This is a genomic window from Nocardioides speluncae, assembly GCF_003121585.1.
In the GTDB taxonomy this organism is placed as follows: Bacteria; Actinomycetota; Actinomycetes; order Propionibacteriales; family Nocardioidaceae; genus Nocardioides; species Nocardioides speluncae.
Window position 1 is genome coordinate 74,414 of sequence record NZ_QEOO01000026.1, and the last position, 24,189, is coordinate 98,602.

Annotated in this window: 25 protein-coding genes; 5 read left to right on the forward strand and 20 right to left on the reverse strand. The window is 69.2% G+C overall.

Annotated features, from left to right (window positions below; translation table 11 throughout):
• Positions 1–8 precede the first annotated feature (8 nt).
• From DDV73_RS14795 to DDV73_RS14820, 6 genes are all read right to left on the reverse strand, one after another.
• Positions 9–1,106, reverse strand: a complete 1,098-nt coding sequence (locus DDV73_RS14795; RefSeq protein ID WP_109508029.1) for an alpha/beta fold hydrolase — start codon at positions 1,104–1,106, stop codon at positions 9–11.
• Complete coding sequence (alr, locus tag DDV73_RS14800; protein ID WP_240617294.1) at positions 1,103–2,254, reverse strand: alanine racemase; 1,152 nt, start codon at positions 2,252–2,254, stop codon at positions 1,103–1,105. The genes DDV73_RS14795 and alr overlap by 4 nt, the downstream gene beginning before the upstream one ends.
• An 8-nt stretch (positions 2,255–2,262) precedes the next feature.
• On the reverse strand, positions 2,263–3,642 hold the full coding sequence (locus DDV73_RS14805) for an NAD(P)H-hydrate epimerase (protein WP_206050886.1): 1,380 nt from the start codon (positions 3,640–3,642) through the stop codon (positions 2,263–2,265).
• A 97-nt stretch (positions 3,643–3,739) separates the two neighbouring features.
• Positions 3,740–4,111 (reverse strand): holo-ACP synthase, encoded by a 372-nt coding sequence (locus DDV73_RS14810; protein ID WP_109508031.1) that lies wholly within the window; start codon positions 4,109–4,111, stop codon positions 3,740–3,742.
• A 7-nt stretch (positions 4,112–4,118) separates the two neighbouring features.
• Positions 4,119–5,963, reverse strand: coding sequence for a glutamine--fructose-6-phosphate transaminase (isomerizing) (glmS, locus tag DDV73_RS14815; RefSeq protein ID WP_109508032.1), 1,845 nt, complete (start codon positions 5,961–5,963; stop codon positions 4,119–4,121).
• A 34-nt stretch (positions 5,964–5,997) separates the two neighbouring features.
• A complete protein-coding gene (locus DDV73_RS14820; protein ID WP_109508033.1) occupies positions 5,998–6,393 on the reverse strand; it encodes a hypothetical protein in 396 nt (131 codons plus the stop codon).
• A 90-nt stretch (positions 6,394–6,483) separates the two neighbouring features.
• Between DDV73_RS14820 and coaA the strand changes: the two genes are divergently transcribed.
• Positions 6,484–7,482: a type I pantothenate kinase gene (gene coaA / locus DDV73_RS14825; RefSeq protein ID WP_109508034.1), complete on the forward strand. Its 999-nt coding sequence runs from the start codon at positions 6,484–6,486 to the stop codon at positions 7,480–7,482.
• 69 nt (positions 7,483–7,551) lie between these two features.
• Positions 7,552–7,866 carry a hypothetical protein gene (locus DDV73_RS27985; protein WP_154402772.1) on the forward strand — a complete coding sequence of 105 codons (315 nt, stop codon included), beginning with the start codon at positions 7,552–7,554 and terminating at the stop codon, positions 7,864–7,866.
• Positions 7,867–7,884: 18 nt separating this feature from the next.
• Here the strand turns inward: DDV73_RS27985 and DDV73_RS14830 are convergent, their stop codons facing one another.
• The 4 genes from DDV73_RS14830 to DDV73_RS14845 are packed head-to-tail and all read right to left on the reverse strand — an operon-like array spanning position 7,885 to position 12,524.
• A complete protein-coding gene (locus DDV73_RS14830; protein WP_109508035.1) occupies positions 7,885–8,652 on the reverse strand; it encodes a DUF8017 domain-containing protein in 768 nt (255 codons plus the stop codon).
• A gap of 59 nt (positions 8,653–8,711) precedes the next feature.
• Positions 8,712–9,512 (reverse strand): DUF8017 domain-containing protein, encoded by an 801-nt coding sequence (locus DDV73_RS14835; RefSeq protein ID WP_109508036.1) that lies wholly within the window; start codon positions 9,510–9,512, stop codon positions 8,712–8,714.
• A 10-nt stretch (positions 9,513–9,522) separates the two neighbouring features.
• On the reverse strand, positions 9,523–11,154 hold the full coding sequence (locus DDV73_RS14840) for a TerD family protein (protein ID WP_109508037.1): 1,632 nt from the start codon (positions 11,152–11,154) through the stop codon (positions 9,523–9,525).
• Entirely contained in the window at positions 11,151–12,524 is a 1,374-nt protein-coding gene (locus DDV73_RS14845; RefSeq protein ID WP_109508038.1) for a TerD family protein, read from the reverse strand. The genes DDV73_RS14840 and DDV73_RS14845 overlap by 4 nt, the downstream gene beginning before the upstream one ends.
• Positions 12,525–12,684: 160 nt before the next feature.
• Here DDV73_RS14845 and DDV73_RS14850 point away from each other — a divergent pair, with 160 nt between their 5' ends.
• Positions 12,685–13,143: a GNAT family N-acetyltransferase gene (locus tag DDV73_RS14850; protein WP_109508039.1), complete on the forward strand. Its 459-nt coding sequence runs from the start codon at positions 12,685–12,687 to the stop codon at positions 13,141–13,143.
• Here the strand turns inward: DDV73_RS14850 and DDV73_RS14855 are convergent.
• Positions 13,140–14,153 carry a GNAT family N-acetyltransferase gene (locus DDV73_RS14855; RefSeq protein ID WP_109508040.1) on the reverse strand — a complete coding sequence of 338 codons (1,014 nt, stop codon included), beginning with the start codon at positions 14,151–14,153 and terminating at the stop codon, positions 13,140–13,142. The genes DDV73_RS14850 and DDV73_RS14855 overlap by 4 nt on opposite strands.
• Complete coding sequence (locus DDV73_RS14860; RefSeq protein ID WP_161962407.1) at positions 14,153–15,154, reverse strand: GNAT family N-acetyltransferase; 1,002 nt, start codon at positions 15,152–15,154, stop codon at positions 14,153–14,155. The genes DDV73_RS14855 and DDV73_RS14860 overlap by 1 nt, the downstream gene beginning before the upstream one ends.
• 171 nt (positions 15,155–15,325) lie before the next feature.
• Here DDV73_RS14860 and DDV73_RS14865 point away from each other — a divergent pair, with 171 nt between their 5' ends.
• Positions 15,326–17,044: an ATP-dependent nuclease gene (locus DDV73_RS14865; RefSeq protein WP_109508042.1), complete on the forward strand. Its 1,719-nt coding sequence runs from the start codon at positions 15,326–15,328 to the stop codon at positions 17,042–17,044.
• A gap of 4 nt (positions 17,045–17,048) precedes the next feature.
• Here the strand turns inward: DDV73_RS14865 and DDV73_RS14870 are convergent, their stop codons facing one another.
• The 8 genes from DDV73_RS14870 to DDV73_RS14905 form a co-directional block, all read right to left on the reverse strand.
• Positions 17,049–17,378: a type II toxin-antitoxin system PemK/MazF family toxin gene (locus tag DDV73_RS14870; RefSeq protein WP_240617295.1), complete on the reverse strand. Its 330-nt coding sequence runs from the start codon at positions 17,376–17,378 to the stop codon at positions 17,049–17,051.
• Between the two features lie 7 nt (positions 17,379–17,385).
• Positions 17,386–17,673: a ribbon-helix-helix domain-containing protein gene (locus tag DDV73_RS14875; RefSeq protein WP_206050887.1), complete on the reverse strand. Its 288-nt coding sequence runs from the start codon at positions 17,671–17,673 to the stop codon at positions 17,386–17,388.
• Between the two features lie 40 nt (positions 17,674–17,713).
• Positions 17,714–18,712 (reverse strand): GNAT family N-acetyltransferase, encoded by a 999-nt coding sequence (locus DDV73_RS14880; protein WP_161962408.1) that lies wholly within the window; start codon positions 18,710–18,712, stop codon positions 17,714–17,716.
• Positions 18,713–18,770: 58 nt separating this feature from the next.
• Positions 18,771–20,129: a phosphoglucosamine mutase gene (gene glmM / locus DDV73_RS14885; RefSeq protein ID WP_109508045.1), complete on the reverse strand. Its 1,359-nt coding sequence runs from the start codon at positions 20,127–20,129 to the stop codon at positions 18,771–18,773.
• 17 nt (positions 20,130–20,146) lie between these two features.
• Entirely contained in the window at positions 20,147–20,665 is a 519-nt protein-coding gene (gene rpsI / locus DDV73_RS14890; protein WP_420818479.1) for a 30S ribosomal protein S9, read from the reverse strand.
• A gap of 24 nt (positions 20,666–20,689) precedes the next feature.
• On the reverse strand, positions 20,690–21,133 hold the full coding sequence (gene rplM / locus DDV73_RS14895; RefSeq protein WP_109508046.1) for a 50S ribosomal protein L13: 444 nt from the start codon (positions 21,131–21,133) through the stop codon (positions 20,690–20,692).
• Positions 21,134–21,333: 200 nt separating this feature from the next.
• Entirely contained in the window at positions 21,334–21,831 is a 498-nt protein-coding gene (locus DDV73_RS14900) for a hypothetical protein (protein ID WP_109508047.1), read from the reverse strand.
• A complete protein-coding gene (locus tag DDV73_RS14905) occupies positions 21,824–22,384 on the reverse strand; it encodes an ArsR family transcriptional regulator (RefSeq protein WP_240617296.1) in 561 nt (186 codons plus the stop codon). The genes DDV73_RS14900 and DDV73_RS14905 overlap by 8 nt, the downstream gene beginning before the upstream one ends.
• A gap of 454 nt (positions 22,385–22,838) precedes the next feature.
• On the opposite strand from DDV73_RS14905, the gene DDV73_RS14910 reads away from it, so the two are divergent.
• The gene (locus tag DDV73_RS14910; protein WP_206050896.1) at positions 22,839–24,116 is read left to right on the forward strand and encodes a citrate synthase; all 1,278 of its coding nucleotides are present in this window, start codon (positions 22,839–22,841) and stop codon (positions 24,114–24,116) included.
• The last annotated feature ends 73 nt before the right edge of the window (positions 24,117–24,189 follow it).

A 24,189-nucleotide genomic window follows, 5' to 3' on the forward strand; every position in this document is an offset into this window, starting at 1 on the left:
ATCGAGCCTCACAGTCCGCCGGTCACCCCGGGCTGCGCCGGCGAGGCGGATGCGATCAGCTGGTCGAGGGTGGCGTTGACCCGCTCGTGCCGCTCCATGATCACCATGTGACCGGCGCCCTCGACCTCCTCGAAGTGCGCGTGCGGCAGCTCGTCGGCGAGCGTGCGGCTGTGGCTGATCGGGGTGACCTTGTCGCGGGTGCCGCAGAGGACGATAGTCGGGAGCCCGTCGAAGGCGCGGAGTACGGCGAACTTGTCGAGCTCGCCGAAGCTCGGGAAGAACTCGGCCACCACCTCGAACGGCGTCGTACCGAGGAGCTGGTCGGTGAAGTCCACATAGGTCGCCGGGACCTTGCTGCCGAAGGCGTAGCGGTCGGTGAGCACCGTCGACAGCGGCTTGCCGACGCGGCGTACGCCGTCAACGGTGCGGCTGACCCGCGACAGCAGGCTGATCCCACGAACCGCCAGCTCACTGCCGACCACGTCGGGGATGAACGGCACCACCATCTTGTGCGGCTGCAGCGCCCCGGCGGTGGTCGCGATCAGTGCCACGCCGGTGATCCGGTCGCCGAACAGCTCCGGGTGCTCGTCGGCCAGCGCCAGGATCGTCATCCCGCCCATCGAGTGGCCGACCAGCACCACCGGCCCGTCCGGCACCACCTGGTCCAGCACCTGGAGCAGGTCCCGGCCGAGCTGGTCGATGGTGGCGTTCTCGCGCTCGGAGCGACCGGAGCGACCGTGGGAACGCTGGTCGTAGTAGACGGTACGCAGCAGCCCGCGGAAGCCTGCCCGCTGGAAGTGCCAGCAGTCGAGGGTGAGCGCGAAGCCGTGCACGAACACCAGCGTCGGCTGCTGGTTACGGCCCTTGCCGCGCTTGCCGCCTGTTCCGCCGGCGCGCTCGACCTCGTCGACCTCGACGTGCAGGGGTACGCCGTCGTCGGCGACGACGGTGATCGGTGCGGAGCGCAGCGAGCCGAGCGGGGTCGCGTCACCGGCGCCGCGGCGGGCGATCACCCGCTGCTGGCGGGCGATGCCGACCGCCGTACCGGCAGCCGCCAGCCCGGCCGCACCGGCCGCCAGACCTGCGATCCTGCGCCGCATCCTCATGCCCTGTGCTCCTCAGCCTCACTGTCGACGTGGATCCGGCGCATGCGGCCGCCGACCCTGGTCACGATCTCGTAGCTGATGGTGCCGCATGCCTCCGCCCAGTCCTGCGCGGTCGGCTCCCCATCGGCACCAGCCCCGAACAGTACGACGCGACTCCCGGCCGCGGGAAGGTCGCTGTCCAGATCGACCACGAACTGGTCCATGCAAACCCGCCCCCGGATCGGCCGCCGCCGGCCGTCCACCCAGACCTCGGCCCGGCCACTGGCATGGCGCAGGATCCCGTCGCCGTACCCGGCGGGCACGAGTCCGAGAGTGGTCGGCCGGTCGGCGGTCCAGGTGTGGCCGTACGAGACCGAGCCCCCTGCCGGCAGCCGCTTGACCATCGCCAGCGCCGCCCGGACCGTCATCGCCGGGATCAGTCCCAGTCCTGGCAGCACGGCCGGGGTGTGGCCCGGCGCAGGATCGAGTCCGTAGCTCGCGATCCCGCACCGCACCAGGTCGAACCGCGCGCTCGGGCGGAGCAGCGCCGCGGCCGAGTTCGAAAGGTGCCGGACGCTCGGGCGCAGGCCGGCGGTGTGCGCGATCTCGAGCGCGCTGCGGAAGGCGGCCTCCTGGGCGTCGTTGGCGGGGTGGGCGGGCTCGTCGCTGCACGCGAAGTGCGACCAGATCCCGGTCACCGCGACGTCGCCATCCTGCTCGGCGGCACGCGCGGCCCTGACCAGCTCGGTCCAGTCGGCTTGCATCGCACCCCCGCGGGACAGGCCGGTGTCGACCTTCAACTGGAGCCGCGCCTGGCGGCCGGCGGCGCGAGCGCCCTTGGTGACCTCGGCCAGCTCGTCCAGCGAGTACGCCGTGACGTCGATGTCGCGCTCGATCGCGGCGGCGTACTCCTCACCGGGAACGCCGAGCCAGCACAGCACGGGGCCGGCGTCACCGGTGGCACGCAGCGCCAGCGCCTCGTCGATGGTCGCAACCCCGAGCCAGTCCGCGCCGCCGGCACGCGCCGCCCGCGCAACCGGGCCGAGTCCGTGGCCGTAGCCATCCGACTTCACCACGGTCATCATCCGCGCGCCGCCGACAGCCGCGCGCAGGCGGCGGACGTTGTGTCGGATCGCCGCCACGTCGACGACGATCTCTGCCCTGTTCACGGACGAAATCATTGGCGCAAGTCTCGCACCGCTTCCGGGATTGCGGCGGCAACGGCACCCGCGGTGATCGGTCCGCCGCGGGAGGCGAGGGTGGCGGCCGCGCCGTGCAGCCACGCGCCGGCCGAGGCGGCGTCGTACGGGCTCAGGCCGCCCGCCAGCAGCGAGCCGACCAGGCCCGCGAGCACGTCGCCCGCGCCGGCGGTCGCCAGCCACGGCACGCCCGTGGCCGAGATGCGGACCCGTCCATCCGGATGGGCCGCCAAGGTACGCCTGCCCTTCAAGAGCACGACCGAGTCGAAGCGCCGGGCCGCCTCCCGCGCATGGGCCAGCTGCTCGGCCTCGACCTTGGCCCTGTCCACGCCCATGATCCGGGCTAGCTCACCGGCATGCGGGGTGAGGATCGCGGACGGGCCGAGGCGCTTGTTGACGTGGCTGAGTGCGTCGGCGTCGACCACGACCGGGAGCCCTTCGGCGAGGGCCTCGGCCAGCGCCAGGTCGGCGGCCGCGCCGCCGCCCGAGCCGACCACCCACGCCTGCACCTGACCGGTGCCGACCACGACCTCGGGGTGGACCGCGAGCACCTCGCGGGCCGCGCGGCCGACGTACCGCACCATTCCGGCCAGCCCGCTCACCGCGCCCGCCACGCACAGCACCGCCGCACCCGGATAGGCGGCCGAGCCGGCCCGGACGCCGACGACGCCGCGGGTGTACTTGTGGGCGTTCGCGGCCGGCTGCGGCACCAGCGCCGCGACGTCGGCCGCCTGCAGCGACTCGACGTCGGCGTCCGGAAGCTCGAGGCCGATGTCGACGAGATGTACGGCGCCGCACGCCTCCGCCGCTGGGTCGACGAGGTGGGCGACCTTGTGGGTGCCGAAGGTGACGGTCACATCCGCCCGCACGTGCGGTCCGTCGAGCCGCCCGGTGTCGACGTCCATGCCGCTCGGCACGTCGACCGCCACGATCGGCACTCCCGCGACCGCCTGGAGGGCCGCCACTGCGTTGTCCCGCAGCCCCGGCCGCCCGCCGATGCCGACGATCCCGTCCACCACCACGTCAAGGCCCTTCGCCGGTTCCGTCGCTTCAACGGTCCGGCCGCCGGCTGCCCGGAGTGCGGCGAGGCCGGCCTCGTGGACCCGGTCGGACAGCAGCACCGCCTCCACCGCGCAGCCGCGCCGCGCCAGCAGCGCCCCGGCGTACAGCGCGTCGCCGCCGTTGTCACCCGAGCCGACCAGCAGCCGCACCCGCCGCCCGTACGCCGAACCCAGGAGGTCGAGTACGGCGTACGCCAGCCCCGCCGCCGCCCGCTGCATCAACGCCCCGTCCGGCAGCCGGCTCATCAGCTCCGCCTCGGCCGCCCGCACCTGCTCCACCGTGTGTGCCCGTCTCACGCCCCCATTCTGCATACACCGCCGACTCGGCGTAGACATGCACGCATACATCGCCGAGTCGGCGCAGACGCGCACGTATACACCGCTGACTCGGCGCTCAAACGGCGTGCGTTTGCGCCGACTCGAGGATCACGACGGCGGAGGCGATGCCGGCGTCGTGGGAGAGGGAGAGGTGGACCGAATCGACGCCGAGCTCGTGCGCTCGGGCGAGGACGGTGCCGCGGATCTCCAGGATCGGGCGGCCGGAGGACTCCGAGACCACCTCGGCGTCGTGCCAGGCCAGGCCGCCGGGGGCGTGCAGCGCCTTGGCCACCGCCTCCTTCGCAGCGAACCGCGCCGCCAGCGACGCCAGCGGCCGCGATGCCTCGGCGGGCGTGAACAGCTTGTCCCGCAGGCCGGGGGTACGGGTCAGCGACTCACCGAACCGCTCAATGTCGACCACGTCAATGCCCACGCCCACGATCGCCATCGCCCGGTCACTCCACCGTGACGGACTTGGCCAAGTTGCGCGGCTGGTCGACGTCGTGCCCGAGTGCGGTCGCCAGCTCGCACGCGAACAGCTGCAGCGGCACCACCGCGACCAGCGGCTGCAGCAGCACCGGCACCTTCGGCAGCGGGATCAGCTCGTCGGCGTACCGCAGGATCGCGGTGTCGCCCTCCTCGGCGATGCACAGCGTCCGCGCGCCGCGCGCCCGCACCTCCTGGATGCCGCTGACCATCTTGTCGTGCAGCTGGTCGCGTCCGCGCGGAGGTACGACGCACAGCACCGGCAGTCCTTCCTCGACCAGCGCGATCGGGCCGTGCTTGAGCTCGCCGGCCGCGAACCCCTCGGCGTGCAGGTACGCCAGCTCCTTGAGCTTCAGCGCGCCTTCGAGCGCCACCGGGTAGCCGGCGTGCCGGCCGAGGAACAGCACCGACCGGGTGTCCACATGGGAGCGCGCCAGCTCATAAACAGCCGAGTCGTTGTCCAGCACCGTCTGGATATGGGCCGGCATCGCCTCGAGCTGGTCCATGATCTCGGTGATCTCGTCGCCGTACCGGGTGCCCTTGACCTGCGCGAGATAGAGCGCGAGCAGGTAGCACGCGACCAGCTGGGTCAGGAAGCCCTTGGTCGACGCCACCCCGATCTCCGGCCCGGCGTGGGTGTAGATGACCGCGTCCGACTCGCGCGGGATCGTGGAGCCGTTGGTGTTGCAGATCGCCAGCACCTTCGACCGCTGGGTGCGGGCGTGCCGGATCGCCTGCAGGGTGTCGGCGGTCTCCCCCGACTGCGAGATCGCGACGATCAGCGTGGAGTGGTTGAGGATCGGGTCGCGGTAGCGGAACTCCGAGGCCAGCTCCACCTCCACCGGCGTCCGGGTCCAGTGCTCGATGGCGTACTTCGCGACCATGCCCGCGTAGAACGACGTACCGCAGGCCACGATGATGATCTTGTCGACCTCGCGCAGCTCCTCGTCGGAGATCCGCACCTCGTCCAGGTGCAGCGCCCCTGTGGGAGTACGCCGCCCCAGCAGCGAGTCCGCGACCGCACGCGGCTGCTCGTAGATCTCCTTGCGCATGAACCAGTCGTGGCCGTCCTTCTCGGCGGCCGACAGGTCCCAGTCGACGTGGTAGCGCCGCCCCTCGGCCGGCGTACCGTCGAAGCCGGTGACCGAGACCCCGTCACGGGTGATCGTGACGACCTGGTCCTGGCCGAGCTCCAGCGCCTCCCGAGTGTGCTCGATGAACGCCGCCACGTCGGAGCCGAGAAAGTTCTCGCCCTCGCCGATCCCGACCACGAGCGGGGAGTTGCGGCGGGCAGCGACCACCCGTGACGGGTCCGCCGCGTCGACCGCGACCAGCGTGAACGCGCCCTCCAGCTCCCGGCAGACCCGCTGCATCGCCGTCGTGAGGTCGACGCCGGCGCTCACCTCACGCTCCAGCAGGTGGGCGGCCACCTCGGTGTCGGTCTCCGAGATCAGCTCGTGGCCCTCGTCCTCCAGGACCTCGCGCAGCTCGGCGAAGTTCTCGATGATCCCGTTGTGTACGACGGCCACCCGGCCCTCGCGGCCCGGGTGCGGGTGCGCGTTGCGGTCGGTCGGCGGGCCGTGGGTCGCCCACCGGGTGTGCCCGATGCCGACGCTGGCGGGCGGCAGCTCGTCGTCCGCGATCGCCTTCTCAAGGTTCGCCAGCTTGCCGGCCCGCTTGTCGACCGCAAGCCGGCCGTCGTGCACGAGTGCGATCCCGGCGGAGTCGTAACCGCGGTACTCCAGCCGCCGCAGCCCTTCGACCACGACGCCCTGCGCCCGCTTCTCGCCGACGTATCCCACGATTCCGCACATGGCGCCCGAGTCTAGGCGGCCCGGCGACGCGCGGTCAGGCGGCCGCCAAGGAGCGTGCCTGCGCGACCATCTGGTTGGCCCAGCCGCCCGACTGCGGAGGCAGCTGGACGGTGTGGAAGAGGCCGTGTCCGGTCACCGTCACGGTCACGGACCCGGACACCTTCTTCTCCTTCATCAGCAGGAACAACAGGCTCAGCACGCACACGAGGAAGAAGCCGACGATCGCGAGCACCATGCCCACCGTCGAGATCCCCTCGGTGACCTGAGTGTTGTCCTGGATCGTCCAGCTGGTGCCCCTGATCGGGAACTGTCCCTGCGGGACCGTGACGTAGTTCTGGCTGACCGCGATGTCGCCGATGTTGAACAGCATGGGCTCGGCGGGCTGGAACTTCTGGGTCTCGTCCGAGCCGTCATTCGGGATCAGCGTCATGGCCGAGACTCTAGCCAGGCCCGGCCGGCGAAGTGGAGCACCCCAGGTGCGGCCGTCGGTACCCCGGGGCAGCCTGCAAGAATGCCCCGCATGTCCTCGAACGGCCGCGTCGGGACCGACGTCGCCCCCGGCGAGCGCCCGAGTGAGCGCCCGAGTGAGTCGACTCCCTACGTCGAGCTCGACCGCGCCGCATGGGCCGACCTCGCCGAGACCCGGAAGTCGCCGCTGACCGCTGAGGAGATCAGCAAGCTGCGCGGCCTCGGCGACGAGCTCGACATGGACGAGATCGAACAGGTCTACCTCCCGCTGTCCCGCCTGCTCAGCCTGTACGTCGAGGCGGCCGGCCGCCTGCACCGCAACCAGGAGGACTTCCTCCGCAAGCCGCAGCCGCGCACGCCGTTCGTGATCGGCCTGGCCGGCTCGGTCGCGGTCGGCAAGTCGACCACCGCCCGCGTGCTCCAGCAGCTGCTCGCCCACTGGCCCGAGCACCCGAGCGTCGCGCTGGTCACCACCGACGGCTTCCTGCTCCCCAACGCGACGCTCGCCGAGCGCGGCATCCTCACCCGCAAGGGCTTCCCGGAGTCCTACGACCGCAAGGCGCTGCTGCGGTTCGTGGTCGACATCAAGTCCGGTCGCGACGACGTCGAGGCGCCGACGTACTCGCACCTGACCTACGACGTGCTCCCCGACGAGAAGGTCGTGATCCGCACCCCCGACATCGTCATCGTCGAGGGCCTCAACGTGCTTCAGCCCGCCCAGGTGCGCGCCGACGGCCGGACCGGCCTGGCGGTCAGCGACTTCTTCGACTTCACGGTGTACGTCGACGCGGCGACCACCGACATCCGGCGCTGGTACGTCGAGCGGTTCCTGCGCCTGCGGGAGACCGCGTTCCAGGACCCCGCGTCGTACTTCGCCCGCTACGCCGCACTCACCGCCGACGAGGCCGTGGCCGAGGCGGAGCGGATCTGGGACACCATCAACGGCCTCAACCTGACCCAGAACGTGCTGCCCACCCGCTCCCGCGCCACGCTCGTGCTGCGCAAGGACAAGGACCACTCGGTCCGGTACGTGCGGCTGCGCAAACTGTAAAGTCACTGCTCAGAAGAGGTCGAAAACACACATACGGGGGACGTCATGCGTAATCGTTCTGCTTCTCTGATGGCCGCATCAGCGCTGATGGGCGCAACGCTGCCGCTCGTGGCATCGCTGCCAACAGCCGTTGCCCACAAGCAAAGCCCGCTCGAGTGCGAGATATACGCCAAGGAGTTCACCGTCGAACTGCCGAGGATTCCTGTGTATCGGCTACCGAGCGCCGGCTCAGCCGTTGTCGCCCGTAAGTACCGGAGCAATGTCGTCCGCAGCAAGTGGAAGTGCGAGACGGATCGCGGAACGTGGCTATGCCTCCAGTCTTGCGCGGGCATTCCGGAGGAGTTTGTCGGCCGCTGGGTGCGCCGCGGCCACGTGTCGAGCTGAGACCGACGGCAGAGCCGCTCACGCCGCCTTGCGCACGGTGGCCAGAACGTCGTCGACCGCCTCGTCCGACATCGCCTCGCTGGTTCCCTTGTCGCGCGCCAGCACCACAGTCGCGACATGGTCGCCGGCGTCCAGGCTGAGTACGTCGATCTCCAGCTCGGGCGACGAGCACTTCTCCTGGTCCGCCTCGGCGATGGTGATCACCGACCTGCTCAGGTAGGCGGACTCACCATCTCCGAGCTCGATCTCGTCGGTGGTGACGTCGGTGTACTCGTGATGGGTCTTGTCGTCGTCGCGGTAGGACGTGATGTTCACCCAGTGATCAGCGATCTCCTTGCTGACCGCCTCGGGGTCGTCGGACTTCTCGGCTCGCTCGAAGCCCACGAAGCCGGCATGCTGCTCGACGCCCTCTTCGTCGGTGCACCAGCCGGTCCTGTAGAAGGCCACCTGCCCGCGGACACTGGCTCGATCAGTCTCCGGACCGCCTTCGAAGCCGACCTCGTAGTCGGGTGAGCTGAGGGTCCAGCCGGTGTCGACCGCGGGCACCTCGAACTGCACGTTCTGCAGCCGGTCGCCGTAGATCGGCTGACCACCCTCGAACTCGGCCTTCGGCACGCTGGGCTTCGGCGGTCGCTCGCTGCCGTCGGTGGCGGCCGCGTCGTCGCCGAGCGCCAGGACCGCGGCCGTCGCCACGGCAGCTAGCAGCGCCAAGGTGGACAACGCGCCGAGCACGAGGGCGATGGTGCCGGTGCGTGCGCGCCGATCGTCGCTTGCGGGACCGTTCATGGCCGCGAACCTACCCCGCGCCGTACGGGATCATTCCTGTTGGGCGGCGGGCGGGTGCCCTACTTCAACACATGTACGGCGCGGAGGAGCTCGACGGCCTGGTCGTGGGACAGGGAGCCGTCGAGGCCGAGGTCGCGAGACAGCACCACCGAGACCAGGTGCTCGCCCGCATCGAGGGTGAGCACGCTGACCTCATGTTGCGGCGCGTCGCACTTCTTGCGGTCCGCCGACGCCACCGTGATCACCGACCGGCTGACAAACGCCTCCGTGCCGTCGTCCAGCTCGAACGACTCCGTGGCGATGTCGGAGTGCTTGTTGGTGTGGACGCCGTCGTCCTGGTACGCCGCCTCGTCGGCCCACACCTTGGCCACAGTCTCGTTGGCGGTCCGGAGGTCCTCGTCCTCGTTGTCCGTCATCGACTCAATGCCGATCGAGGCGAGGTATGGCTGCTCGAACTCCTCCTCGGGTTCGCACCAGTTGAGCTGATAGATCGCGGCCTGCCCGTCGGTCACCGCCGTGTCGCCGTCGCCGACCCCGTCGCCGTCGTTGTCCTTCCCGGCGAAGTAGGTGCCCTGCCCAGGCGCGAGCAGGGTCCAGCCCACGTCCACTGCCGGCACCTCGATCGCGATGTTCTGCATACGGTCGCCGTAGATGGTCTGCCCGCCCGGGAACCCGGGGTCGGGGACCTTCGGTGACGGCGGCCGCTCGCTGCCATCGGTGGCCACGGCGTCGTCCTCACCGAGCGCCAGGACTGCGGCCGTCGCCACCGCCGCCAGCAGCGCCAGCGCGGACATTGCGCCGAGCACGAGGGCGATGGTGCCGGTGCGGGCACGCCGATCGTCGCTTGCGGGACCATTCATGGTCGCGAACCTACCCAGCGCCGTACGGGTTAATTCCTTGCGGGTTCCGGTTCGCGACCAGGGCGCCCTGGATCACGTCGAGCTGGGCCGGGTTGGGGCCGAGGTCGGGTACGAACGTCCAGTCGACGCCGCCGTACCCGTCGACCAGGTCGCCGCCCGGAGCCGACGGGATCCGCAGGAACATCTGGTGCAGCAGCTCCAGCAGGGGTACGCCGAGTGCCTCGGAGTGGGAGCCGGTGACCACGACCTGGACGCCGGTGGGCGGACCGTCGGTCACGATCCTGTGCAGCGAGCGCACCGCCGACTCGTCGAGGCCGGTCGGGTGGTCGGCGATCAGCACCAGCCGGTCGTGCCGGTACCGCTCCTCCAGCGCGTCGTGGTTGCCGGCCTGGACCGCCATCGACACCAGGTCGATGTGCTCGACCACCTCGGCGAGCGCCTGGGTGGCGCCGGGGGTGTCGGTGACCGGCGGATGCGCGAGCAGCTCGCTGGGCAGCCCGAGCGTGCCGCGCCGGCCGCCGATGTCGACCACCGTCACCAGAGGCCTGGCCGGCGCCATCGCGGCCAGGATCCGGACGGCGATCGTGTGCATGATCTGGGTCGCGGCCTGGTCACCGCCGTCGGCGGTCTCCACCCACACCGGGCGGCGCATCGGGAGGTACTGCATCAGCGGTAGCCGGAAGTTGGGTGCGTCGGGCAGCGACAGGTCGCCGAGCCGGAACGCGAGCACCATCTCCCCCGGCGACCAGCCCCGCCACTGCCCGGAGCCCCAGCCGGTCAGCGGCGCCGGCAGCTTGCGCTCGTAGTCCTTGAGCTCGGTGCTGAGCTGGTTCAGGTCGGCGGCGTGCCGGTCCCTGGCCTGCTGCACCATCTCGTCGTGCTTGGCCTGGGCGCCGGCCCGAGCCTGGTCCCCGGCCGGGCCGACCCGCATCGACGGGTCACCGACGATCTGCTCGAGATCGCCTTCGAGCTGACGCTGAGCGAAGTCGATCGTGGACTGCAGGGAGGCGGTGGTCCGGGACGCGTCGTCGAGGATCATCGCCCCGATCTCCAGCAGCCGGCCGAGGTCCTCCGGTGGTCCGGCGGACGGCGGTGTCGCGTCGCCCGCGGCCGGCTGGGTCGCATGGCTGGCGACCGGCTGCGAGACGGCGGCCGCCGGCTGCTCGACCTCGATGCCGTGTTCGGTCACGGCCTGGTTGAGGCCGCCGACGAAGCCCTGCCCGACCGCGCGCACCTTCCAGTCCTCGCCGCGGCGGTAGATCTCGCACGCCACCACCGCGGTCTCGTCACCGTTGGGCGACGGCACGAACGATGCGACCGGCTGCCCGTCGGCGCCGGCCAGCAGCACTCGCGGCGGCTCGCCGGCGAAGGTGCCGGAGTCCAGGCTGGCCACGCACAACACCCGCTCGACCGAAGCCGGGACCTGCGCCAGGTCCACCACGATCGCCTGCGGCGGCCCGGCGAACCAGCCGACCCCGTCGTACGACGGAGCGTTGTAGAACACCAGGTCCTCGTTGCTGCGGACCCGGTACGACGGGCCGAGCAGCATCGCGGAGATGTCCGCGCGCGGGTGCTCGACGTACGCCGTCACCCGGGCGCCGGACCAGGCGAGGTTCTGCCCCGCGACGAGCTGAGTGGTCACAAGTACTTGGCCAGCGCCGGGATCGCCTCCGACGGCACCTTGGCGTGGATGCCGTCACCGATCGCCTGCATCTTCCACATGCCGCCCTCACGGAAGACCTTGGCCATCACCATCCCGGTGAACGGCATGCCGCCGGCGAGCGCGTAGCGTGCCAGCTCGCCGTCGGTGTGGTCGACCAGCCGGCAGAAGGCGTTCTGGATCTGCTCGAAGGTGTGGCCCTTGTAGCTGGTGACGACGAAGAACACGGCGTCGACATGGACCGGCACCCGGCTCAGGTCGACCTGGATCACCTCGTCGTCACCCTCGCCAGCGCCAGTGAGGTTGTCACCCATGTGCTGGATCGAGCCGTCACGGGTCCGCAGGTTGTTGTAGAACGCGATGTCGACCGGCTGGCCGCTCGCGAACAGCACCGCGGACGCGTCGAGGTCGACATCGACCTCGCGGGAGCCGAACATCCCGCCCTTCTTCACCGGGTCCCAGCCCAGGCCCATCTGCACCATCGTGAGCGCCTGGCCACCGTCCTTGGTGAGCTGGACCTTCTGGCCCTTGCTCAGCGAGACCGGGCGGCCCTTGGTGAGGCTGACCTCGCCACCACCCTGCGGCGACGGAGGCGGCGCTGCGGGCTGGCCGAAGTTCGGCGCGGCCGGCGGCTGCTGCGCGGCAGCGGGCGGCTGCTGGTACGACGGCGGCGGGGGCGGGGCGGCCGGGGGTGCGGCCGGCGGGGGCGGCGGGGGCGCCTGGTAAGCCGGAGGAGCGGGCGGCTGAGCCGGCGGCGGAGGCGGAGCGGGCGGCGTGACGTGGGCGGGCATCGCCGGCGGCGGGGGCGGCGGCGGCGCTGCGGCGGCCGGCGGGGCCGAGGCGGCCGCGTCGTCGTCGACCGAGACGCCGTGGTCGGTGATCAGGTCGGCCAGGCCGCCGTCGTACCCGCGCCCGATGGCGCGGACCTTCCAGTCGGCGTTGCGCCGGTAGAACTCCAGCGCAACCACGATCTTCTCCTGGTTGAGCCCGGTCATCGCGAACTCGGCGACCGGCTGCCCGCCGGCGTCCGCAACCTTGGCGACCGGCTGCCCGACCGAGCCGAAGACCGCGTTGCCGTCGTCCAGCGAGGTCACGAAGCGAACCGCGTGCACGTCGGCCGGCACCTGGGTCAGGTCGACCTTGATCTGCCACGGCTGACCACCGGCCGGCGGCACACAGGTCACGCCCGGGCCGTTCGGCTGGTTGTAGAAGATGAAGTCGGCGTCGGTGCGGACCTTGCCAGCCTCGGTGACCAGCAGCGCCGACAGGTCCGCCGCCGCGGCGACGTCGACGGTGACGATCAGGTTGGTCGTGGTGAGCGGCGCGTTGCCGCCCTTGGTCAGCTGGTTCACCGGGTTCCCCCTAGATGATCGGGCAGAGTCAATGCGGGTCAAGTCAATGCGGGTCAATGTTCCCGGCCCCGAACCTATCTGGCGCAACCTAGTAGGCAACACCGGGTCGCGAGGTTTTGTCCAGGACCTGGGGCGACCGCTCGGGGGATACGGTCATGAGATGGAGACCTACCTGGCAGAGACACCGGACGACTTCGCCCGCGCCGCCGCTCTGCTGGTGGACTTCAACACCGAGTACGGCGACCCGGCGCCACCGCCGGAATGGCTAGCCGGGCACTGGGCGAGCCTCGTCGAGCAGGGCACCGCGATCGTGCCGCTGATCGGCCGGCCGGCGATCGGCTTCGGCGTACTCCGGCTGCGCACCAGCACCTGGTCGGCCGGCCTCGAGGGCTACCTCGCCGAGCTCTACATCCGGCGCGCCGACCGAGCCCAGGGCCTTGGCACCCTGCTCCTGCAGTTCGTGATCGACCAGGCGAAGGCGCGCGGCGCCACCTACCTGGACCTGACCACGACCACCGCCGACGAGTCCGCGATCGCGCTCTACGAGAAGTTCGGCTTCGACTGCCACGAGGGCAAGGGCAAAGGCCCGCTGTCGCTGTACTACGAGCTCGACCTCTAGATCCGTTTCTGGAACTCGCCGAACCGCTCGGTGGGCCGGAACCCGAGGCGCTCGTTGACGCCGATCATGTGCCCGTTGACCTCGGCGTTCCAGGTGATCACGCGGCGTACGTCGTCGCGCTCGCTCTGCAGCAGCTTGAGGTTCGCGACCTTCACCGCGAGCCCGAGCCGGTGGCCCCGGTGGTCGCGCCGGACCAGGGTTCCCCACTGGAAGGCGTTGCCGGTGTCGTGCGACGAGACCGCGATGTCGGTGTAGGCGACGACCTCGCCGTCCGCGTCCTGCGCAACGGTGTTGTACTTCGTGCGTCCCTGCTGGAGCGCGATCTCCTCGAGCTCGCGGGCGAGATCGACGTCGGGGATCTCCTCGTCCCGCTCCATCTCGCCGAGCGGCGCCTCGGTCATCAGCGATGCCGACAGCTCGGTCCAGCCCTGCGCGAGCTCGTCCGGTATCTGCCCGACCCACGACGTCAGCGTGTACGCCGCGTGGTGCGACGCTGCGTCCGCCGCGAGCTCGTCGAGCAGCGCGTCGGCGACCGGCAGCGGCAGCATCCGCTGCACGTCGCCCAGGCCGAACTTGTAGCCGCGCGCGGCGAGGAACTCCCCGCCCGACGTGCCCACGCCGTCGACCGGCGCGTCGTACGGCCAGGCCGAGTTGGCCCCGAACAGCGTGCGCCCGCGGTCGGCGGCGACCGCTTCGAGATGGCCGAGCATCGCGCTGCCATGGCCTTGCCGACGGTGCTCCGGGTGGGTGTAGACCTGGAGCTCTGCCTGGTCGAGATTGTCGAGCAGCGGTGTCTCGACCTCGCCGGACACCACCACCACGCCATCCTTGATACCGGCGTACCGGCCGTGCCACCGGCCGCGGTTCGGCGTCCGGGCGGCCACCCGCGCCTCCTCCAGGTGCCACGGCGTCGCGGTCTCCTCCCGCCCGAACACGTCCGCGGCGCGCTGGGTCGCGTACCACGCCTCGAAGGCCTCGTCGTCGAACGGGTCGACCTCGACGATCTCCATCACAGCTCCTTCTGCAGTTCGTAGGCGTCCTCGACGACGCGGTAGCCCAGTCGTTCGTTGACGGCGTTCATGTGGGTGTTGACGGCGGCGTTGCCGGTCACCACGCACTCGCAGTCCGGGTACGCCGTACGCAGCTTGCGGTGGGTGGCGAGCTTCAGGGCCAGGCCGAGGCCGTGACCGCGGTGCGCCTTGGCGACCACGGTGACGCCGATGACGGCCTTGGCCTCGCCGACCGGAATGGTGAGGTCGGTCATGCCGGCGACGGCGCCGTCGGGCGCCACCGCGACGGCGGTCAGGTCCAGCGAGCCCTGGTCGCGGGCGGACTGCTCGGCGGCCCGCAGCCGCTCGGGCGTCCACAGACTGTCCTCCAGCACCAGGTCACCGAGCGGAATCTCGCCGAAGAACCCGCTGAGCAGCTCGCACACGCCGTCGATCAGGTGCTCAGGCGCGGCCTCACCGTAGGTCTCGATCCGGTAGCCGTCCAGGTCGCCCTGCTCGGCCGCCAGCGCGTCCAGGTGTGGGCCGCACTCTCGCAGGTCGAGCACCTTCACCTGGTCCACGTTGGCCTTCGCGAAGCCTCGCGTCGCGGCGAACACCGCGCCCGCGCTCTCCTCGCCCGGCGGACAGTGCGCGGCGCTGAGGACATGGGTCCGGCCGTCGTCCCGCGCGCGGCGCTCGACCTCGGTGAGCAGCGCGGACCCTATGCCACGACGGCGGTGCTGTGGCGGCACCTGCACGTCGGCGTTGACCAGGTGCGGGTTCTCGTTGCGGTGCAGGATGACGCGGCCGGCACCGAGCATCGCCTCCTCGCCGTCGGCGTAGGCACCGAGGAGGACGGCGTCGGACTCGGGCGTCGGCGCCTGGTAGCGCCGCCGGGTCGCCTCCCACCCGGGCAGCAGGTGCGTCAGCCGGTCGGCATTGGCCTCGCGGCGGACGCCCCACCACTGCTTCAGGTGCGCCTCGTCGGCCGGGTCCACGACGCGGATCTCGAAGTCGGTCACAAGTGTCGAGCCTAGGGACGGGCCCCCACCGTGCGCGACTGAATTGATCGGCTGACTCCATCATCCATCTGCAAGGACCGCGGCCAGTCTCGTTCTCCCTCTCGTTAGCCCGAAGTCTGGTAGAAGTGGCGACGGGCCACATGGTTCGCGTCGGAGGGAGGTGACTGCACGTTGGACATCATCAAGCTCGTCAGGATTGAGAACTTTCGGTCGATCCGATCTGTCACCCTGGACGGCCTCGACAGTTATGTGCCGATCATCGGCCTCAACAGCGCGGGAAAGTCCAACGTCCTCCGCGCCCTAAACCTCTTCTTCAACAACCATATCGACGAGGATCGAGCCGCGTTGGACCTGGGCGCGGACCACACCAGCTACGCTCCTGCGAAGCAGAAGAAGAACGTGTCCGTTACGGTTGGGTTGTCGCTTGGACCGCACATTCGTGTTCGAGGGCAGGACGACTTTCAGAAGAACTACGACCTCAGTGACGTCGTGTACATCAAGAGGACCTGGAGCGTCGGGGTCGACAAAAGCTCACTAGTCGAGGCATTCTCGTTCGGGAACGACGTCGAGAATCTCCAGCCGGCCGGGGCGGAGGAAGTTGCATCCCTTGCCACGTACATTCGCGCTGTGCGGTTTGTGTACATCCCGAACCATGCTCGCCCCGCCGATCTGATCAGGAACGAACTGCAACCACTCCGAGCGGACCTCGTACGTCGACTGCGTTCGACGACTGCATACAAGGAATCCAACGTGCCTGACCTAATGGCCGAGCTCGGACGAATGGGGGGACGCATGTTCGGCGAAGCCGCCAAAGCCGTTGAGCGCGGTCTTCCATCGACAAGCATCGCGGCCAGCCTTCCCGCTGACTTCGCAGAACTCGTGTTCACGGTTGGAATCAACGCCATCTCCGATTCCGGCATCGCCAGGACGCCGGACTATGAAGGTTCAGGCGCACAGTCATTCATGCTCCTGCATATCCTGGACCTCGCCGACCGCTCGCGCAGGTCCAGTGGCTTCGGTTGGGTGCAGGCGAGCATCTGGGCAATGGAGGAGCCCGAGAGCTTCCTTCATGCCGGTCTACGCGCGCGCTTCTCCACAGACCTAGCCTCGTACGCCGGCGACTCACGACGGCAGGTGATTGTCACAACACATCAGGACGAATTCGCTCGGGTCGCAGAGCATGTCTGGACCGCAAGCAAAGACAGGGCCACCGGAACTCAACTCTTTCGATCGATCGCGCGAGATGCGATAGCCGAAGCGACCCGTCGAGAAATCACCACCTTCCGTCACCCACTTTTCGCCTTTGCTGATCAGCCCCTGGTAATCGTCGAAGGAATCTTCGATTCGCTATACATGAGCGAAGCCCTCCGTGAACTTCAGCGACGGATCCGGTGGCGACTGATTGCTCCATCAGACGTATTCGAAGCAGATGCGGGCGGAGACGGCGTTCTTCAGTACTTGAAGTACAACAAGCAGGCGATTGCCTCCCGCCCCGACTCAGCTCCTGTGATTGTCGTGCGCGACTGGGAGGACAAGTCAAAGGCAAAGTATGACAACGTCCTAGCGGTCCATCCGCACTCCACATGCGTGATCGCCGATGAGACCTTGACGAATCCTCAGCTAGACGAGACGTTCGTCGGCATTGAGCGATATCTGCCTACCGATCTAATCAAGGAGCAAGTTCCGACGCAGCAACTTGCCCTGGAGCATTCCGGCTCGGACGCACGATTTAGCATTAAGCGACCACACCTAGAGGCGGCAAAACCAAGGCTTGCAGATGCCGTCAGAAGCGGGGCTAGTCCAGGGGAACATATGCGTGACCTTGCCTCGTGGCTCGACGAGCAGGTAATCAAGATCCTGGAGTCTGTGCCGCCTGAGAAGTTCCTCTGAAAATTCAAGTCAGTCCGAGGTGCAGCGCGAGGGCATCGTCCAGCTCACTCATCAGCTCGTCGGGCAGCTCGCCCAGCCGCCGGACGAATCGGCTGAAGTCGCAGGAGCGCAACTGCTCGGCTTGAGCCTTTGAGTCCTCACGGAGACCGCCCGCGCCTGCTGGCAGCTCGACCTGGAAGTTGAGGATGCGCCGGACGTTCGACGTCGTCGGTACAACAGTCACGACACCGCGCCTGAGCTCTGAAGCACGACGTGCGCCCCGATCGTTCATCACGATGATGACCGGCCGGATCTTGTTGGCCTCGGAGCCGCGGGCAGGCTCCAGGTCGGCCAACCAGACCTCACCCCGCCGCACGCTCGTCGTCCGGCTTGGCGAGGAGGTCGGCGTACACCGCCGCATAGTCGGTGCCGTCATCCTCGATGCCGTCACCGACGACGGCATCCCAGACCTCGGCCTGGCCGGATTCGTACCACTCGTCCCACGCCTCTTCGTACTGGTCCGCGAGGTCGTCGTCTCTCAGCAGCCGCACGGCACGCGACACAACCGCCGACCGGCTTCCGCCATGGGTGGCGACGTACCGGTCGAGGAACTCGACGTCCTTGTCCGGGATACTCACACTCAGCTTCATACGATCGATACTACCTCGGGTCGCACCGCCACACCTACCCTCAGAGCACCTTCTGGTACTCGTGGAAGTCCTCCACGATCCGGTAGCCCATCCGCTCGTTGATCGCGTTCATGTGCTGGTTGACGCCGGCGTTGCCGGTCTCCACCCGCTGGCACTCGGGGTACGCCGCGCGCAGCTCGCGGTGCGTGGCCAGCTTCATCGCCAGCCCGAGGCCGTGGCCGCGGTGCTCCCGGCCGACCATGGTCAGCCCGATCTCGGCCTTCGTGGTCTCCGGTGGCGTGGTGCCGACGTCGCTCAGGCCAGCGACCGCACCGTCGGGCGCGATCGCGGCGGCGGAGAAGATCACCTTGCCCCGCTCCTCCCGGCGCCGCTCGGCCGCGCGCAGCCGCTCCGGGGTCCAGGTGCTGCTCTCGAAGGCCAGCTCGCCGAGCGGAACGTCGTCCATGAAGTCGCTGAGCAGCCCACAGACCCCGTCCACCAGCTCGTCGGGCGCCCACACACCGAACGTCACGATCCGGTAGCCGTCCAGGTCGCCCTGCTCGGCCGCCAGCGCGTCCAGCCCGTCGCCGTACTGGGTCAGGTCGAGGTTCTTGAGCTCCTCGAAGTGGGCGTTGGCGAAGCCGCGGGCGGCGGCGAAGTGAGTGCCGTCGCTGTCGGCGCCCGGCAGCGAGGGCGCGGCGGTGACCAGGTGGGTCCGGCCGGCTTCCTTGATCCGCCGCTCGACGTCGTTGAGCAGTGCGGTGCCGGCCCCACGACGGCGGTGCCGCGGCGGCACCAGCAGCTCGAGCTCGGCGAGGTGCAGGTTGTCCTTCAGTCCGAACCACAGCTCGGCCGTGCCGACCACCTCGTCGCCGTCGTACGCCGCGAGCAGGGTGATGTCGTGCTCGGGGTCGTCCGCGGTGAGCCGCGCCCGGGTCACCTCCCAGCCGGGGTACGCGTCGTACGGGCGGTCGGTGTTGGTCTCGTGGGCGGCCACCCACCACGGCTTCAGCCGGCTCTCGTCGGCGGGGTCGACCACACGGATCTCGAAGGTGCTCACGACAGCCGAGCGTGGCACGCCCCGATGACGGCGAGCGACCGAATTTCCGCGAGCTGGGTCAGAGAGCGAGCTGCTGCTTGACCACGGCGGCCAGGCGGTCGGCGATCCCCTGCGCCTGCTCGGCGTCGCCGGCCTCGACCATCACCCGCACCAGCGGCTCGGTGCCGGACGGCCGCAGCAGCACCCGGCCGCTGTCACCCAGCTCGGCCTCCGCCTCGGCCACGGCCGCGGCGAGTACGGCGTCCTCATCGGCGCGCGACTTGTCCACGCCGGGGACGTTGACCAGCACCTGCGGCAGCCGGGTCATCACCGAGGCGAGCTCCTTCAGCGACGAGCCGGTCGTGGCCATCCGCTCCAGGACGTGCAGCGCGGTCAGGATGCCGTCGCCGGTGGTCGCGTAGTCGCTCATGATCACGTGCCCGGACTGCTCGCCGCCCAGCGAGTAGCTGGAGGCCTTCATCGCCTCCAGCACGTAGCGGTCGCCGACCTTGGTCTGGCGGACGCCGATCCCCGCGCGCTTCATCGCCTGCACGAACCCGAGGTTGCTCATCACCGTGGCGACCACGGTGTCGGACTTGAGCCGGCCGTTGTCTCGCATCGCGATGCCGAGGATCGCCAGGATCTGGTCGCCGTCGACGACGTTGCCCTCGTGGTCGACGGCCAGGCAGCGGTCGGCGTCGCCGTCGAGCGCGAAGCCGACGTCCGCGCGGTCCTTGAGTACGGCGACCTGAAGGTTCTCCAGATGCGTCGAGCCGCAGCCGTCGTTGATGTTGAGGCCGTCGGGCTGGGCGTGGATCGCGGTCACGTCGGCACCGGCGTCCTGCAGCGCCTTCGGGCCGGCGTCGGACGCCGCACCCTCGGCACAGTCGAGGACCACCCGGATGCCCGTGAGCGGCTTGGTGGTGGTGCGGACCAGGTGGGCGGCGTAGTCGGCGACCGCGGCGTCGTACGTCGACACCCGGCCGACCTCGGCGCCGGTGGGCCGCTGCCACTCCTCGCGGAGCCGCTTCTCGATCGCGATCTCGATCGCGTCGTCGAGCTTGACCCCGCCCCGGGCCAGGAACTTGATGCCGTTGTCCGGCATCGGGTTGTGGGACGCGCTCAGCATCACGCCGAGGTCGGCACCCAGCGACCCGGTGAGGTAGGCGACGCCGGGCGTGGGCAGCACGCCCAGCAGGAGCACGTCGACCCCTGCGGACGCCAGCCCGGCCACCACCGCGGCCTCCAGGAACTGGCCGGAGATCCGCGGGTCGCGGCCCACGACCGCGAGCGGCCGCCCGGAGCCGGACGAGCCGGCGAACTCGCCACGCTCGGTCAGGATGTGGGCCGCGGCAACGGAAAGGTCCAGGGCCAGCTCAGCGGTCAGTTGACCGTTGGCCAGGCCCCGGACCCCGTCCGTGCCAAACAGGCGTGCCATGCGTTGGCCGCCTGCGATTAACGCTTCGAGAACTGAGGCGCCTTGCGGGCCTTCTTGAGACCGGCCTTCTTGCGCTCGATGACACGGGCGTCGCGCGTGAGCAGCCCGGCCTTCTTAAGCGACGGGCGGTTGGCCTCGGTGTCGACCGCGTTCAGGCAGCGAGCCACGCCCAGGCGCAGCGCGCCGGCCTGGCCGGTGATGCCGCCGCCGGAGATGCGGGCGATGACGTCGAAGCGGCCCTCCAGCTGGAGCGCCGCGAACGGCTCGTTGACGACCTGCTGGTGCAGCTTGTTGGGGAAGTAGGAGTCCAGCGGGCGACCGTTGACGGTCCACTCGCCGGTGCCGGGGATCAGGCGAACCCGGGCCACGGCCTCCTTGCGGCGGCCGGTAGCGGCGGCCGGTGCGATGGTCGCGGGGCGCTGCGGCGCGTCGGCGGACGGCGCGCTCTCGGAGCTGTAGGCGACGCCCGACTCGTCGACCTGGAAGGTCTCCTCGGCCGCGTCGGTCTCGGTCACAGTCTCGGTGGTGTCAGCCACGATGCTTCTCTCTCAGACTCTCGGTTACTGGGAGATCTGGGTGATCTCGAACGGAACGGCCTTCTGAGCCGCGTGCGGGTGGTCAGGGCCGGAGTAGACCTTGAGCTTCTTGATGATCTGGCGGCCGAGCTTGTTCTTCGGCAGCATTCCCCAGACCGCCTTCTCGACGGCCTTGCGGGCATCCTTCTCAAGGATCTCGCCGATCGGCGTGGCGCTGAGGCCACCCGGGTAACCCGAGTGCCGGTAAGCCATCTTGGTGGTCTTCTTGGTGCCCGACAGCGCAACCTTCTCGGCGTTCACGATGATCACGAAGTCGCCCATGTCCATGTGGGGGGCGAACGTCGGCTTGTGCTTGCCACGCAGCAGGTTGGCCGTCTGGACGGCGAGGCGGCCCAGGACCACGTCGGTGGCGTCGATGACGTGCCACTCGCGCTGAATATCACCGGGCTTGGGGCTGTACGTACGCACGGCTGATCTACCTTCTCGTTCGTAGGACTCCGCCGGTGGTCCCGGCCGAGTGGTGGTGCGGCGGCTTCTGACGAACACTGCCCGGCTCAATCTCGTCCGGGTCTGCACCGCACGACATGCGTGTACGGCGCGGCAGGAGTCGCGACGGTCAAGATTACGCGGGGTGCGTCGTACCGGTCAAAACGGTGGTACGACGCCGCTCAGAACCGCCCGAGGCGCCGCGACCAGGTCCGCACCTTGGTGACGATGACGCGCGCCTTGGGCAGGTCCTCGTCAATGTCGGCTGCCTCGATGAGGCTGCCAGCGTCATAGTCGGCCTGGTTGCGCTTACGACGCATCCGATCGACCGGCTCAACGATCCGCGACGCCGTCGTACCCAACTGCGCCCTCACCGCCTCGTACAGGTGCTTGTGACCACCCTCGCCACCCTTGACGCGCAGTCCTTGTTTGAGCAACGCGGCGTTGAGCGCCTTGCGGGCGCCGGAGTACATCACCGAGTAGGCCGCGCGCGGGTCGGAGTCCCGAAGCGCCGATGCACTGTCGAGGTGAGTCTCGGCGTCGTCGAGCATGGCCTCGATGTCGGCGGGGTTGGCAAAGACACCGCGGTCCAGAATCCCGTCGGCGATCATCTCCTCGATGACGTCGGCGCCTTGGGGCCAACGACCGGGCTTGGTGATGTCTCCGTCGTCACTAGGCACTGGCGCCCTCTCCGATCAAGGTGACCTTGGGTCTGTTGCGGACGGTCTGGAGGAACCCTGAATCGGTGTCGGTGCGCCAGCGCTCCGGCCGCACCCGCTGAATGTTTACCTCGCGCCCAACTCGCTTGGCCGCACGCGACGCCGCCCGGTCGAGGTCGTCCTCGTCGGCGCCGCCGATGACGAGTACGTCGATGTCACCGGGTGTTCTTCCTGGCGTGCCGTCGTACCGCTCAGCCCACGATCCGTAGATATAGGCGAGGTCGATGCCATCGATCGCGGCGAGCTCCTGTCGGAGCACTGGGATCGGGCCGAACGTCACGGCCAGGAGCTCGGTCAGCGGCCTCGTGGCCGGGTTGCGGTCGTTCGGGCGCACCAGCCGCGACCGACCTTGACGACTCTCGGTGACCAGGTCCGCCTCGGCCAGCCGATCCACCTCACGCAGTGCAGTGATCTCCGAAACGCCGACCCGCCTGGCGATCTCGGCGATGCTGTGCTCGGCGTCGGGGTGCAGGAAGATCCAGGCCAGCACGTCTCCCTGCGCCCTCGACCGCATGAGAGGGAGGAGAATTGGAGCCGGGACCTTCATAAAACGAAGGATAACATGCACTTTAGACAGGATGTCTGCGCGGATGGCGGCGGCGACTTGATCGCCAACGACTTCCTCGGCCCGTGCGAGGTAGTCAATCTCGTAGCCCAGCTCCGATCGTTCCGAGGGGTCCGGACACGGGCGACACTCAAGTCCGGGCGAGGTCGAGAGCTTCTACATCCTCGACGACGAAGCCGATGAACGAATGGCTCCGCTAACTAGCTTCGGTCCCGATCTTGAGTGCATCTGGTACGCGCTGCGTCTTTACCGACGGACCGTTTATGGGCCGGGTTCCGTTCTGCTGGGACGCCCGACTAGTTTGGGGTGGAACCCACTGACTGAACGAGGAGCCGACGTGACCGACGTAGCGGCCACCGATGCCACAACCGCAGACGCCGGCGCAGCCCACGAGGCCGCGTCCCTGACCGTCCGCGACAACCGCACCGGCCAGGAGTACGACGTGCCCATCGTCGACGGCACCATCAGGGCGGCCGACCTGGGCAAGATCAAGGCCGGAGAGGACGAACCGGGCCTTGCTGTTTACGATCCGGGATTCGTCAACACCGCCTCGTGTCGCAGCGCGGTGACCTTCATCGACGGCGAGAAGGGGATCCTGGAGTACCGGGGCTACCCGATCGAGCAGCTCGCCGAGAAGTCGAGCTTCCTCGAGGTCGCCTACCTGCTGATCCATGGCGCACTGCCGACCAAGCAGGAGTACGACGCCTGGGTGCACGAGATCACGTACCACACCTTCGTCCACGAGAACGTCAAGACGTTCATGCAGGGCTTCCGGTACGACGCGCACCCGATGGGCATGCTGATGGCCTCGGTCGGGGCGCTGTCGACGTTCTACCCCGACGCCCGCAACATCGGCGACGCCGACAACCGCCACATGCAGATCGTGCGGATGATCGCGAAGATGCCGACGCTGGGCGCCTGGTCGTTCCGGCACGCGCAGGGCAAGCCGTACGTCTATCCGGACAACGAGCTCGGCTACACCGCGAACTTCCTGTCGATGCTGTTCAAGATGAGCGAGCAGAAGTTCGAGGCGGACCCGCGGCTGGTCAAGGCGCTCGACGTGCTGTTCATCCTGCACGCCGATCACGAGCAGAACTGCTCGACCAACGCCGTCCGCTCGGTCGGCTCCTCGCAGGTCGACCCGTACTCCGCGGTCTCCGCGGGCGTCGGCGCCCTCTACGGCCCGCTGCACGGCGGCGCGAACGAGGCGGTGCTGCGGATGCTGCGCCGGATCGGCACGATGGAGAACATCCCCGCGTTCATCGAAGGCGTGAAGGCCGGCAACGAGCGGCTGATGGGCTTCGGCCACCGCGTCTACAAGAACTACGACCCGCGCGCCACGATCATCAAGAAGGCGTGCGACGACGTGTTCGAGGTGACCGGCGTCAACCCGCTGCTGAAGATCGCCCAGGAGCTGGAGAAGATCGCGCTGGAGGACGACTACTTCGTCAGCCGCAAGCTCTACCCCAACGTCGACTTCTACTCCGGCCTGATCTACGAGGCGTTCCAGTTCCCGCCGGAGATGTTCACCGTGCTCTTCGCGATCGGCCGCACCCCCGGCTGGCTGGCCCAGTGGCTGGAGCTGGTCCAGGACAAGGAGCAGAAGATCGCCCGGCCCAAGCAGATCTACACCGGCGACCGCCAACTCGACTTCACCCCGGCCTCCCAGCGCTGGGCTTAGCCGGTCTTGTAACGCGGAGTTACGCACACTTCCAGCGCGTAATTACGCCATACCACTGCGCGTAACTCCGCGT